A 12,931-nucleotide genomic window follows, 5' to 3' on the forward strand; every position below is an offset into this window, starting at 1 on the left:
GGGAGTAAGAAATTCACAAATGATGCGAGGATTGCTATATTAGACCTCTTGCAAAAATCCTTTTCATCAATTGATGGGACGGGCAAGATGCCCATCCCACAAGAAAAAATAACTCTTGTGGGATGGGCATCTTGCCCGTCCTAATTATTTTTGCAAGAGGTCTATTAGTTATTTGGTGCGCCGAAGAGCGCAGAACCAAATAAACCGGGTTTTTTATCGCAATCAAAAGCCCGAATGCAGTATTTTCGTCCATCAAACCCGGTTTTAACTGATTTACCTTAATAGATTTGTGTTGGCTGGTTCGCTAAGGGCAGGTAGGCCGGTATTTTGATGCTCGGTAACTTGTGTGTTTTTTCCTGGTATGTAAATATTCCAACTTACCCCGCCTAAATATGTCTTGATATATGAGATCAAGGCATGGATAAATACAACGATGCCCAGCATTTCTAATGACTCTTCAATCGTCGTTATTATCACGTAGGATAGATTCCCCGGGCCTATTGTATAAACTATGTATCCCCCTAGCATTTCCAGTCCGATTGCTCCTCCAATATAAAGAGCGGTGGCTGCAACAAACAAGTTTCTCGTTGAAACAGGAAGGTGCAACAGAAACTTACTGTAGGACACAAGAAATATCGCTACTAGAAAACCCATCGGCACAATCCAAGTGAAGTAAAGAAATCCTGTGGCATTTAGCAGGTTTCGCATCGGGTCAATCAATTTTTCGTGCAATTGACCAATTTCGTCTAAAGATAGATATAAAAAAATGAATGATAAAATTTTCCAGCGATGTTTGTAGCGACCGCTATCCAAATTTTTCGCATAGGCGATGACACCGAGCAAGAGAGAACTAAACAGCAATGCCAAAAATGAGTAGAAGGTTGGAATGTTCCGCTCGTAATCAATGTTGAATGCCTTTGCTAAGTAGTCTCTAGACGGGTAATCCGGCAAGAAGTACATAGTCATCTGACTTAAGAAAGATAGTACAACCAGACAGGCCACTACTCGCAGCAGCAACTGGGTTACAGATCCTGGAGTTAGAGGAATTTGGAATTTCATGTTTTCTTGACCCTTCTCTTAACCTTGATTTAAAGGTATGTTATCAAAAAAAATCTTTTATCGGTATATCTACAGATAGAGAAGACTCATCCTGGTGAAGGCGCTCTTTTTTTAACCGTAGGATTACTGAAAGATTAAGGAATTTAGCCGACATCGATCGCCTTAATTTTACTCTGGCTATATAAAATTAGTTTGTTTTCTGAGATGTAAATTAGATATCTCCAAAAATGAAGCTGAAACCCTTAGTACGGTTGAATCGATCTCTAAATTCGATCGATATCTGCAAGAAAAACTCGGCTTCAGGAAGCCGAGATCCCTCAAACTCTTGTGGGGAGTAGGGGTTGGGCGTCCCGCCCGCCCTGAATATACAATTTAAATGGACAGCTTAAACCGGGTTGTTTATTGCGATTAAAGACCTAAGTGCAGTATTTTTATCGTCCATCAAACCCGGTTTTAACTGATTTACCTTAATAGATTTGTGTTGGCTGGTTCGCTAAGGGCAGGTAGGTCGGTATTTTGACTGTCGGTAACTTGTGTGTTTTTTCCTGGTATGTAAATATTCAAACTTACCCCGCCTAAATATGTCTTGATATATGAGATCAAGGCATGGATAAATACAACGATGCCCAGCATTTCTAATGACTCTTCAATGGTCGCTACTATCAAGTAGGGTACACTCTCCTTCCCCGTTGTAGAAGCGAGGTATCCCCCTGGAATTTCCATCCCGATTGCTCCTCCAATATAAAGAGCGCTTGCTGCAACAAACAATTTTCTTGTAGAAACAGGAAGGTGCAACAGAAACTTAGTGTAGGATAATAGAAATATCGCTACTAGAAAACCGAACGGCACAATCCAAGTAAAGTAAAGAAATCCTGTGGCATTTAGCAGGCTTCGCGTCGGGTCAATCAATTTTTCGTGCAATTGACCAGCTTCGTCTATAGATAGATATAAAAATATGAATGATAAAATTTTCCAGTGCTGCTTGTAGCGACAACTATCCAAATTTTTCGCATAAGCGATCGCACCGAGCAAGAGAGAACTAAACAGCAATGCCAAAAATGAGTATAAGGTTGGAATGTTCCGCTCGGCATCAACGTTGAATGCCTTTACAAAGTAGTCTCTAGACGGGTATTCCGGCAAGAAGTACAGACTCATCTGACTTAAAAAAGAGAGTACAGCTAGACAGGTCACCACTCGAAGCAGAAACTGGGTTACAGCTCCTGGAGTTAGAGGAATTTGGAATTTCATCTTCTCTTAACCCTTCTCTTAACCTTGATTTAAAGGTATGCTATCAAAAAAAATCTTTTTTCGGTATATCTATAGATAGAGAAGACTCATCCTGGTGAAGGCGCTCTTTTTTTAACCGTAGGATTACTGAAAGATTAAGGAATTTAGCCGACATCGATCGCCCTTGACTTTACTCTTGCTATATAAAATTAGTTTGTTTTCTGAGATGTAAATTAGATATCTCCAAAAATGAAGCTGAAATCCTTAGTACGGTTGAGTCGATCTCTAAATTCGATCGATATCTGCAAGAAAAACTCGGCTTCAGGAAGCCGAGATCCCTCAGTAGCGAGGATTTCTGCAATGAAAGGCGATCGCCGATGGAGAGTGAAAACTATGAGATGAAATAACAGATCGATCGCGATCGAGTGATTTGCCGCCATTTGTTAACCTAGACTCCCCCCAGAGTTTAGTCCTGTCGATTGATTTGCTGAATTTTACGGTGATTATCCGCACAATAGAAATAATCGCGCTTGGTTATCACGTTTTGGTAAAATCAAAGAGATCGGTATTGCACCGTGTCTGGTTCGTTTGAGTGGTGATATATCGACCACTCAATTAAGACAAACCAGCGTCAAAACCAAGACGTGAAAATAGGTGTTTAAAGCGTTATAGGCTATTGCCTATAACTTTGAGGGATTCCTCCTTTACCGCTTGCGGCAAAGCTATCGTTACACATTCATCATTGCTCAGCAGTGTTGAGATGTGTTCAGCGTAAATGAATCAGAGAACAAAATATCTCCTTGTCTAAGTCAATTAGCTGTCAGTCAATTGCTTATTTCCTAAGTTTTTTGCTGCTTTACTTATTTTTCATACCTGCGCGGCGTGTAAACCCAAACATCACCATATTTGCGGGGAATAATCCGAGTTTGACTCGAACCGACGATCGCTAAAGTTCTCATGTCGGCGTCTTGCGGCTGGAATTCACCGAGGGTGCAAACCCGCACAGATTGACCGGGCCGGCCGAGGTTTCGCCCCAATATGACAGGGGTTTTAGCATCGCGACTTTGCAACAAAATCTCGATCGCCCTTCCCAATTGCCACTTCCGCTGTGTGGATACTGGATTGTAAAATGCGATCGCGAAATCTGCGATCGCAGCCGCAGAAATCCGCTGTTCTATGACCTCCCAAGGCTTGAGAATATCCGAAAGCGAAATCGCGCAAAAATCGTGTCCGAGGGGTGCTCCGATCGCAGCAGCGGCCGCCTGCATGGCTGAAATGCCCGGTGCTACCCGAATATCGATGCCTTGCCATTCGGGTTTGGCATCAAAGTCGATCGCCTCAAACACCGCCGCCGCCATCGCAAAAATACCCGGATCTCCCGACGAAACGACGGCGACAGATTTGCCGGATGCTGCTAAATCTAGGGCAAAACGGGCGCGATCGATCTCTTCGCGGTTGTCGGAATCGTGCCGCTTTTGTCCGAACCGCAGGGTTCCGGCTAAGTCGAGATAGAACTTGTAACCCACCCAATCCGTGGCTTCGCGCAGAATTTCCTTAACTTCCGGGGACATCCAGGGCGCGCCTCCGGGGCCGGTACCGACGATCGCCAGTTTGCCGCGGCTAATTCCGATCGCCCTAGCATCAAAGGGTTCGGCGGCTAGGGCGATCGCGCAATTCACGGAGTTTGGGCGATCGTACCCGATTAATTGACTGTTTGCACCGGCTGCTGTCAGGGCAATTTGGGCTGCTTGATTTTCGATGAATTCAATTGAGTCTAATTCGACAAGTTCGGAGAGATTGAAAAAACGGACGGGGACGTGAAAATATTCTGAAACCGCCTCAAGTGCCGGATTTCCCATGTCATCTTTTAATGCAAAAACTCCCGCAATTGAATCTGCCGCTAATCCTGTTTTTTCCAACAATTGCTGCACGGAGGACACCGCTATTTCTGGCTGAATATGCGATAGCTTTGTGAGTGCAACTGCCACAATTTGCGGATGATAAACTAAACAATCTGGCGTTGGTATAATTGCTTTTTCTGTTACCAGTAGAGTCAAGGAAGCGTCGGGGGCGATCCTCTCCGTTGGCGTAGCCCCCGTAGGGGCGGGCTGCGCTAACGGCAAATTGCTCTCCCAAAGCCAGCTTGCAGCCCCTTCTATGCGTACTTTTGCCCCGGCGAGCAAATTTGAAATAAAAGTTTTGGCATCGTCTGGATTCGCCAAAGAATAGCCTTGGGGAGGACTCAGCAGCGCGGTGCGAAAGCGGATATCTCCGGTTGTGGTAATTGCAGGTTGTACGCCGAGGGCTGCTGCAATCTCTCTGGCCAAATCATTAACGCCGTGCAAACCGCCCAGCAGCGGTACTACGGCGCTTCCGTCTTCTGCGACGGCTAAAACTGGCGGTTCGGCGCGTTTGTCTGACAGCAGCGGGGCGAGGGTGCGGATGATAATTCCGGCTGCACAGATGGCGATGATTGGGGTTTCTGTTGCAAACAATTCCCGCAATGTTTCGCCGAAGTTGCTAAAGTTGATGTCTGTGTTGGAAGTGCGATCGGCTAAACCGTAAATCTGGGAACCGGGAAATAGTGCGGAGATTTTTTTGGCGATCGGCAGGCTGTTTTGACCTAAGATAACTATGGCGGGAGGAATTCGATTCACTGTTGTAAATATTGCTCTGTTTGGATTGGTTTGATTATTTTAATCGGTTCTTACTTTAATAAGACATATTTGATGAACCACTTTCGTCGCGAAGTAAGAGAAAGAAGTGAAGCAAGTAGTTTTTATGTTTTCTTAGTGGCACAGGCATCTTGCCTGTGCTTTTCGGCAATTAGTTTATCATTAAAAGAAGCAAATATTTCGAGGTTTGGCTGTGAAATGGATTGTTTGAATTGCAGGGTTTGAATCTTTTATCTTTTAATGCCGATTTGTACCGGAAAGCGGCTCAGTTAGCTGTTTCTGGGTGTCAGGGATTGGAAATGCGGGTTTTTAGCGATCGCTCGCAGATGAACCCGATGCTGTAGCAGCCGCCCTCTCGAATGCTGATGTGTTTTTCGGGAGTTTGCTGTTTGATTGCGATGCGGTAATGTGGCTGCGAGAAAGGGTGCAACATATCCCGATTCGCCTGGTTTTTGAGTCGGCTTTGGAATTGATGAGTCTTGCTCAAATTGGCGCTTTTAAAATTGGCGACAAGCCGAAGGGAATGCCGAAGCCTGTTAAGTTTATTCTGGATAAATTCAGCAATGGGCGAGAAGAAGATAAGCTGGCTGGTTACATCAGCTTTTTGAAGGTTGGGCCGAAGTTATTAAAGTATGTGCTGGTGCAAAAGTGCAAGATTTACGCAACTGGCTGATTATTTACGGTTACTGGAATGCGGGCGGTGCGGATAATGTTGTGTCCGTGTTTTGGATTATTGCGGAACGGCTGATTTTACCGATTGTTGGGTTTACGAACAAGCGGCGGATACTTATGTTTTGGATGAGGAAATGGCGCGGAAGTTGCGGGAGGCAAATCCTGAAGCTTTTCGCGATATTGTGGGACGAATGTTGGAGGCTAACGGGCGGGGTTTTTGGCTGCCGGATGCGGATAAGTTGCAGCATTTGCGCGAGTTGTACGAGTTGACTGATGAGAAAATTGAAGGGGTGACAGTGTAGTTTTTTGAGCCATACATATATATATTGGGCTAGATAAACCGTGTTACTCCACCCTTCCAAAAACCTTAAAAATACTTTTCAAGGCGCGAAGAAAGATTATTTTCTGGATGCAGCCACAACACATTTTCTGTCATCTTATTATCTGTAGGATGAGTTAATTGCAGGTGATGTCTCCACCCTGAACGTTTGGTAGATATATTAAAAGGTTGATAGCCGTAACTTTGCATAATTTCGCAAAGTTCTTGCACGCTGGAACCGCCCCTTTCTAGATGTTGTGGCACTACCTCTGTCATGATTACTGGATGCAGGCGTTGAATTGTGCGATCGAGCCCTCGAATTACCAGTGGCTCAAGCCCTTCCACGTCAATTTTGATAAAAGTGATGCCTGGTAATTCTTCAGGTAAAATTTCATCTCCCCTATACACGGTTAGTTGATACTGGTTGGAAATTAGGGGCTTATCTTTTTGAGCAACTTCTGTAAAAGTCCCCATGCCCAACTCTTCATTAACTAAAGTTAGTGTCATTTCGCTTTGTCTATCGGCAAGACCGCAATTGTGCAGCGTAACTTGGTGCAATTCATTGTTGGTCACAGCCGCCTGCAATCGCTTAAAAACTACAGGATTTGGTTCAAATGAATGTACAGTTCCTGTCGGAGTAACACACCGTGCGGCCATCAGGGTAAGCATTCCTAAATTCGCTCCGATATCGATAAAACTATCGCCCGGTTTTACGGCTTCGATCATGAATAGTTGGAGGTCTAACTCGTAATAGCGACCTAGAAAATATGTCATTCGTTCGTGCCAACAGGAAATATCTAGGGTCATCAAATATTGGTGAAACTTCCCGCGTATAGTACGGGTGGGGGCATTTTTCCACAATTCACTTTGATACCCGCCTAACTTCTCAAATAATTTTCCCCATCCCGGCAGTTCGCGGCGCGTGTATGGCAAAATCATATAAATTAGTTGAGTGGCTTTCATCTTGATATTTGTCCCTTTGAGTATCTACAAGTTTATCACTAAATTATATTTTATTCAGTTCCGTAAATTATTTTTTGGTCTAAAAAAACTGGTTCTAGAGGTTGTCACCCCGTTAGCAACATCATACCTCAAACGGGTACGCTGTTTCAAAACTTAGAGGCAGCGGCCGCACAAGCGTCCTAGATAGTGTTTTTAGCTACATTCTGCAAAGCCGTCGCAGTCAACAATGGTAAGTAAAACTACAGCGGACAGCTCCGAAATCGGCTGGGAAATAAATTTTTATGAAACCTCGAATCATTGTTTGCGGGTTGGGTCAAACGGGACACAAGATTTTTTGTTTGTTGAGACAGCAAGGAGCTATTGCGGTTGGTATTAGCGATCGCCCCATTCGCGGCGAAACTTCTGATGTGGTTGTCGGCAATTTGCAAGCAGCTTCTACTTTGTTGGCGGCTGGCATTCAAAAAGCCCACACTTTAGTAATTGCAGGAGACGACGATGCTGTCAATTTGGCAATTCTGATGCAGGCGAGGATTCTCAATCCTCAGATTCGCATCATTAACAGATTGTTCAATACTAGCTTGGGCGACAGAATTGACCACACTTTGCCCGATCACGCCTCCATGAGCGTTTCAGCATTGGCTGCTCCGGTTTTTGCCTTTGCGGCTCTCGGAAGTCGGGCGATCGGGCAGTTGCGTTTGTACGATCGCACTTGGCCGATTCACGAAGAATATATCGATGAAAATCATCCTTGGAAAGATCGAAAGCTCAGCGATTTGTGGAACGATAGATCGCGAATGTTGATTTATTATCTGCCGGCTGCTAACAAAACAGATTTAGTATCGGCGGTGCTTGCCGATCGGCAATGCCAGCAGGGCGATCGGCTGATTGTTGCCACTCAGCCGACTGTCCGCAGCCCCCAAAAAACTTTAATTCAAAAACTCCTTAAAACATTAACTAGCCTGCGCCGATTTCAGCAGCACAGCCAAGCAGCAGTAATTGTTATACTGACGCTGCTGTCAATGATTGCCGTTGCTACTGCTACCTATATTTGTGTTGACGATGGTATCTCAATTGTCGATTCTCTCTATTTTTCAGTAGGGATGATTACCGGAGCCGGAGGCTATGAAAAAGTTGCCGAACAAGCTCCCGAAAGCATTAAACTATTTACAGTTGTCATGATGTTAGTTGGAGCCGGCATCATCGGCATCTGCTACGCGCTGCTCAACGATTATGTATTGGGAACTCGCTTTACCGAATATTGGGATGTGGCGCGAGTTCCGCAGCGCAATCATTACATTATTTGCGGACTCGGAGGAATCGGTATCCAAATTGCTAAAGAACTGCACACTAACGGTTACGATATTGTAGCGATCGAGCAAGATCCGAACTGCCGCTTTTTGAACACGGCTCGCTCAATGAAAATTCCGGTAATTCAGGGAAGTGCCAGTTTGCCCGCCACTCTGGAAGCGGCTAACGTTAAGCAAGCCGCAGCACTTTTGGCAGTAACAAGCAGCGATATGTCTAATGTAGAAATTGCCTTGAGCGCTAAAGGATTGGCACCCAAACTGCCGGTTATTGTCCGCAATCAAGACCCCCATTTTGCTCTGATGGTTCAGCAAGTTTTTGAGTTTGAGGGAGTCTTGAGTCCGACGGAATTAGCTGCTCCTGCTTTCGCAGCGGCGGCGATTGGAGGGCGAATTTTGGGCAACGGGATGACTGCCGAGAGTCTGTGGGTTTGCTTGGCCACATTGATTACCCCAAAACATCCTTTCTGCGGCCACCGCATTCAAGATGCTGCTAAGTCTGCTGATTTTGTGCCTCTTTATGTGGAAACTAAGTGTCAAACCATTCACGGCTGGGATTTGCTGAATTTTTGTCTGAGTGCGGGGGATGTTTTGTATTTAACGATGCCGGCGAATCGGTTGGATCAACTGTGGAGAACGACCTCTGAATTAATTAAAACTTAATGGTTTTAGGCGATAATTTATGTTGCCGATCGCTCAATTGCAACTGCAAATCTGATAAAATGGGGCGAGTATAGTAAATAGGACTTACAGCTAATCCTCAGAAACCCAGTTTATTCCCGGATTTCTCCCGGGTTTCTTAGCACCAGTTCTAGTATAAATAACCAACAGAGTGTCAATTAGTTGCGATTTAGAATGAGAAAATTTTTAGGATTAGTTGTGTTTGGGATGATAATTGCGATCGCCTCTGTAGCTGTCGCCGCTCAACCTTTGTTCGTCGCTTATCCTCCCGCCAATCACCAAACTACAGCAGATCGCATCTTTTTAATCGGCACAGCGCCCCCACCGGGACAAGTATCGGTAAATGGCAACCAAATTTCGCGCACCGCAGCCGGACATTTCGCCCCGACTTTTCCGCTGCAACTCGGCGAAAATCTCTTTACATTGCGTTACGAAAATCAGCAAGTCAAAATTAAGGTGACGCGCGAGTCGAATCAGCCGGAAGCCCCTGTAGGATTGGCTTTTGCTAAAGATTCCCTGACGCCGAAAGTCGATGTGGCGAGTTTGCCGGGAGAATATATTTGCTTTGGGGCGATCGCGCCTGCGAATGCTCGAGTTTCGGTAAAATTGGCTGGCGTTACTATTCCGTTAAAAGCGCGATCGCAAGTCGAACTACCCGACAACAAATCTGTATTGTTAGGTGAAAATTCCCCGATTAAAAAAGGTGGCAGCGAACAGTATCAAGGCTGCGCTAAAACCCCTGAAAACTCCCTCTCATCTAAGGGAGAAAAAGTTGATTTAGGCGTGCCAGCATTTGAACTCACAATGAACGATCGAACTATCAGCCAGCAGGGTACTGGCAAAATTTCTATTCTTTCTCCTGCCGAGTTAGAAATAGCAGAAGTAACAGTAGAGCCGGGTGTAGCCAGAACCGGGGCGAGTACAGATTTTTCTCGGATGACACCGCTGCCGAAGGGAACGCGAGCAACAGTTATCGGGCGCGAGGGAGAATGGATTCGGCTCGATTACGGTGCTTGGATTAAAGCATCGGAAGTGCGAATTGTCAAGGATTCAGTGCCTGCGCGATCGATTATTCGCAGCGCCAGTTCGCGTCAAGTTTCCGGCTGGACAGAAATCTTATTTCCCTTAGAAATACCCGTCCCAGTCACCGTACAAGAAGGAGAACGCACCTTCACTTTAACCCTGTACAATACCACCGCTCAAACTGACATTATTCGCGTCTCTGATGACCCGGTAATTTCGCGTTTGGAATGGCAACAAATCTCGCCGCTGCAAGTACAATACACTTTTAATCTCAAATCTGCCCAACAGTGGGGCTACAAATTGAGATACGACGGCACAACTTTAGTGCTGTCTTTAAAACACCAGCCGGCGAATACAAGCATGATGCCGATTTCGCAAGCAAAACCCTTATCGGGAATTAAGATTCTCATCGATCCGGGACACGGCGGGCCGGAGGATGGAGGTGCTGTGAGTCCAGTGGGAATTAGGGAAAAAACAGTAGCTTTAACTGTGTCGAAATTGGTGCGAGAAGAATTGGTAAATCGGGGCGCGAATGTGCTAATGACGCGGGTAGAAGATGTCGATTTGGATTTGCCCCCACGGGTGGAAATGATTCAAAAAGAAGAACCTGCGATCGCAATTTCAATTCACTACAATGCTTTGCCGGATAACGGCGATGCCATTAAGACTAAAGGCGTCGGCGCTTTCTGGTTTCACCCGCAAGCGCACAGTTTGGCAATCTTTTTGCACAATTATTTAGTTGCCAAGTTGAACCGTCCGAGCTATGGTGTATTCTGGAACAACTTAGCCATGACTCGTCCTGCCGTGGCTCCATCTGTTTTAATGGAATTGGGATTTCTGATCAATCCCGAAGAGTTTGAATGGATTGTGAATCCGACAGAACAAAAGAAATTAGCTGAGGCGATCGCCCAAGGCGTTACCGAATGGTTTGCCTCTGTCAAATAACAATTAGTAGTAAGGATTAAAGTCCTTATCCAAAAAATCATAGTCAGGACTTTAGTTCTGACAATCCAAGGAAATGAAATAATGCTACTTTTTACTCAATCAAAAGCCTTTTTTATTGCAGCAGTCGTTGCAACTTTTAGCTTCTCACTTTACAGTTTTCCTGTTTTCGGCAAGCAGCAAAGTCTTTCTCCCGCAAAAGCAGAAGCTTTAAAAAAGCAAACTCAATGCTCGTTTATTACAGGTGAAGGTGGCGCTGTTAATATTCGCAAAGGCCCCGGCAATAAGTACCCGGTTGTTGCTAAACTCAAAAGAGGAGACGGAGTTAGGGCCCTCAGCAGACAAGGTAATTGGGTGAAAATTGCGGCCAGATTTTCGGGTAATCCTCCTAATGAAACTTTGACAATCCTGGACGGTTGGGTGAACAATCAATTTATTAATGGCTGTTCCGAAGACCAATTTGACAGGTGGCGGAAATAGATACAGTCCTGGGCGCAACTGGCGCTATAGAACGGGTTACGGTGATGGGTAAGGGCGATCGCAGCGATCGCCATGTGTCAGTTGCGTCCAGGACTGGATATCAAAAAGTGTGAAAAATCATTAGCGATCGCTTTCTAGCGATCGCCCTGACGGTGACGATCCTGCGTCGCTAACGCGGAGCGATCGGGCATTCGGATTCGCGATCGATCCATAAAAGCCTTCAGCAAGACTAATTTAATACGTTGTGTAATTAGGCGCCAATAAACTTTACAATGTAACAGAATGTAAACCTGTTATCACCTTTGCGATTACTTTCCTTCGGATCGCGAAAGCTAACGTTTCACTCGCAATAACATAATTAATATATTTTTAAAATTCATCTACTTTAAATCACGGAAAGCTATCTCAAACGCAGTTGCAAGTAAATTCGGGACATTTGTTGCCGGCAAGACATTTTAGTGCTAATCTATTAGCAAAATAAAAAAATTCATGGCAGCGGACGACTTCAAATAATATATAAGTTAACAATTCGGTGGAGCGGGATCGGGAAGTCGATCTGTAGCATCGTTTTTGAAATCAAATGGTGAGATAAATGAAAATAATCAAGCAAACAGCAACTGAACTAATAATTCAGACTCAAAGCATATTTGATTTTTGGCTCCCTAGTTGTTTATTAATGGCATTTGGACTGTTCTGGCTGACTTTTGATTATCATAAAACAACCCTGAGCTGCCAGCGATTGCAGGCAAAACAAGGAAATTGTCAGATTGTGCGATCGAATTTACTGGGTTCAAAAATTCAAAAAATTGAGCTTGCTTCTTTGCAGGGAGCTAAAGTTCAAAGATCCGGCTATAAAACCAGAGTTGTACTTCTGACTTCTGTTGGCAATGTTCCTTTCACTGCTAACTCCACTAATTGGGGAACCCAAGATGCTGTTGCTTCGGACATCAATTTTTTTGTTAAAAATGCCAAACATCGATTGCTGCGCTTAAGTCAAGAAGATCGCTGGTGGGGATGGACAGGAGGCATATTTTTGCTCGCGGCAGTGGCAGCGATCGTCTTGAGAAATAATGAAACCTACAGCTTCGATGGAAATTTAAACACCTTGACGGTTAAACAGCGGGGTTTGTTGGCACGTAAAGTAATTGAATACTCTTTGTGCGAGATTTATGGCGTGGAAGTCGATCGAACCAAAGATAGGCAAAATGACACTTGGTACGAAGTCAGACTGTTAGTTTGTGGAGGATATCGCATATCGCTGCCTAACACTATGAACATCTACCAGCAAGAAAAAATTGCCAAAGCGATTAACAACTATCTGAACTCGCAAAAATAAGACAAAATAGCCGATCGCAAGAAACCAGATTTCTCAAGCTTGCCGACTTATATCATGTCCGGTTGATTACCCCTAATACGGTAGGGGCGGGTTTACGAAAAATATCTGCCAATAATTGACAATCTCAAAAACCCGCCCTTTTAATCGCGGTCACTCCATCGAACACGATATTACTGTAGTTTAGACTAAAAATGAGCTCATCTAAAAGTAGCTGCCTTTGAATATAAGGCAAGCTGTTGCTCAAAAACTC

11 protein-coding genes and 1 pseudogene are annotated in these 12,931 nt (G+C 44.7%); 7 read left to right on the plus strand and 5 right to left on the minus strand.

Annotation, left to right across the window (positions count from 1 at the left end; genetic code table 11):
- Positions 1 to 273: 273 nt before the first annotated feature.
- The 4 genes from QUB70_RS08705 to cobJ form a co-directional block, all read right to left on the minus strand.
- Complete coding sequence (locus QUB70_RS08705; RefSeq protein WP_332979664.1) at positions 274 to 1,059, minus strand: hypothetical protein; 786 nt, start codon at positions 1,057 to 1,059, stop codon at positions 274 to 276.
- A 462-nt stretch (positions 1,060 to 1,521) separates the two neighbouring features.
- Positions 1,522 to 2,307, minus strand: coding sequence for a hypothetical protein (locus QUB70_RS08710; protein ID WP_332979665.1), 786 nt, complete (start codon positions 2,305 to 2,307; stop codon positions 1,522 to 1,524).
- Positions 2,308 to 2,519: 212 nt separating this feature from the next.
- Positions 2,520 to 2,726, minus strand: a complete 207-nt coding sequence (locus QUB70_RS08715; RefSeq protein WP_332979666.1) for a hypothetical protein — start codon at positions 2,724 to 2,726, stop codon at positions 2,520 to 2,522.
- Between the two features lie 420 nt (positions 2,727 to 3,146).
- Positions 3,147 to 4,943: a precorrin-3B C(17)-methyltransferase gene (gene cobJ, locus QUB70_RS08720; RefSeq protein WP_332979667.1), complete on the minus strand. Its 1,797-nt coding sequence runs from the start codon at positions 4,941 to 4,943 to the stop codon at positions 3,147 to 3,149.
- Between the two features lie 221 nt (positions 4,944 to 5,164).
- On the opposite strand from cobJ, the pseudogene QUB70_RS08725 reads away from it, so the two are divergent.
- Positions 5,165 to 5,711, plus strand: a pseudogene (locus QUB70_RS08725) (DUF3479 domain-containing protein); the annotation flags it as partial.
- Complete coding sequence (locus QUB70_RS08730; protein WP_332979669.1) at positions 5,687 to 5,935, plus strand: cobaltochelatase subunit CobN; 249 nt, start codon at positions 5,687 to 5,689, stop codon at positions 5,933 to 5,935. The pseudogene QUB70_RS08725 and the gene QUB70_RS08730, both read left to right, overlap by 25 nt.
- A gap of 65 nt (positions 5,936 to 6,000) precedes the next feature.
- Here QUB70_RS08730 and QUB70_RS08735 read toward each other — a convergent pair whose 3' ends face one another.
- Positions 6,001 to 6,915, minus strand: coding sequence for an FkbM family methyltransferase (locus QUB70_RS08735; protein WP_332979671.1), 915 nt, complete (start codon positions 6,913 to 6,915; stop codon positions 6,001 to 6,003).
- A 281-nt stretch (positions 6,916 to 7,196) separates the two neighbouring features.
- Here QUB70_RS08735 and QUB70_RS08740 point away from each other — a divergent pair, with 281 nt between their 5' ends.
- From QUB70_RS08740 to QUB70_RS08760, 5 genes are all read left to right on the plus strand, one after another.
- Positions 7,197 to 8,882 carry a potassium channel family protein gene (locus tag QUB70_RS08740; protein WP_332979673.1) on the plus strand — a complete coding sequence of 562 codons (1,686 nt, stop codon included), beginning with the start codon at positions 7,197 to 7,199 and terminating at the stop codon, positions 8,880 to 8,882.
- A gap of 192 nt (positions 8,883 to 9,074) precedes the next feature.
- Complete coding sequence (locus tag QUB70_RS08745; RefSeq protein ID WP_332979674.1) at positions 9,075 to 10,868, plus strand: N-acetylmuramoyl-L-alanine amidase; 1,794 nt, start codon at positions 9,075 to 9,077, stop codon at positions 10,866 to 10,868.
- An 81-nt stretch (positions 10,869 to 10,949) separates the two neighbouring features.
- Complete coding sequence (locus QUB70_RS08750; RefSeq protein WP_332979675.1) at positions 10,950 to 11,345, plus strand: SH3 domain-containing protein; 396 nt, start codon at positions 10,950 to 10,952, stop codon at positions 11,343 to 11,345.
- Positions 11,333 to 11,458, plus strand: coding sequence for a hypothetical protein (locus QUB70_RS08755; protein WP_332979677.1), 126 nt, complete (start codon positions 11,333 to 11,335; stop codon positions 11,456 to 11,458). Before QUB70_RS08750 ends, QUB70_RS08755 begins: the two co-directional genes overlap by 13 nt.
- 479 nt (positions 11,459 to 11,937) lie before the next feature.
- Entirely contained in the window at positions 11,938 to 12,681 is a 744-nt protein-coding gene (locus QUB70_RS08760; RefSeq protein WP_332979679.1) for a hypothetical protein, read from the plus strand.
- Positions 12,682 to 12,931 lie beyond the last annotated feature (250 nt).

It is taken from the genome of Microcoleus sp. A003_D6, assembly GCF_036702825.1.
GTDB lineage: Bacteria > Cyanobacteriota > Cyanobacteriia > Cyanobacteriales > Microcoleaceae > Microcoleus.

Excerpts from the sequence above, each read along its gene's own strand:
- QUB70_RS08705 (WP_332979664.1), bottom strand. The coding sequence starts at position 1,059 with ATGAAATTCCAAATTCCTCTAACTCCAGGATCTGTAACCCAGTTGCTG.
- QUB70_RS08710 (WP_332979665.1), bottom strand. The coding sequence starts at position 2,307 with ATGAAATTCCAAATTCCTCTAACTCCAGGAGCTGTAACCCAGTTTCTG.
- QUB70_RS08715 (WP_332979666.1), bottom strand. The coding sequence starts at position 2,726 with ATGGCGGCAAATCACTCGATCGCGATCGATCTGTTATTTCATCTCATA.
- QUB70_RS08735 (WP_332979671.1), bottom strand. The coding sequence starts at position 6,915 with ATGAAAGCCACTCAACTAATTTATATGATTTTGCCATACACGCGCCGC.
- QUB70_RS08740 (WP_332979673.1), top strand. The coding sequence starts at position 7,197 with ATGAAACCTCGAATCATTGTTTGCGGGTTGGGTCAAACGGGACACAAG.
- QUB70_RS08745 (WP_332979674.1), top strand. The coding sequence starts at position 9,075 with ATGAGAAAATTTTTAGGATTAGTTGTGTTTGGGATGATAATTGCGATC.
- QUB70_RS08750 (WP_332979675.1), top strand. The coding sequence starts at position 10,950 with ATGCTACTTTTTACTCAATCAAAAGCCTTTTTTATTGCAGCAGTCGTT.
- QUB70_RS08760 (WP_332979679.1), top strand. The coding sequence starts at position 11,938 with ATGAAAATAATCAAGCAAACAGCAACTGAACTAATAATTCAGACTCAA.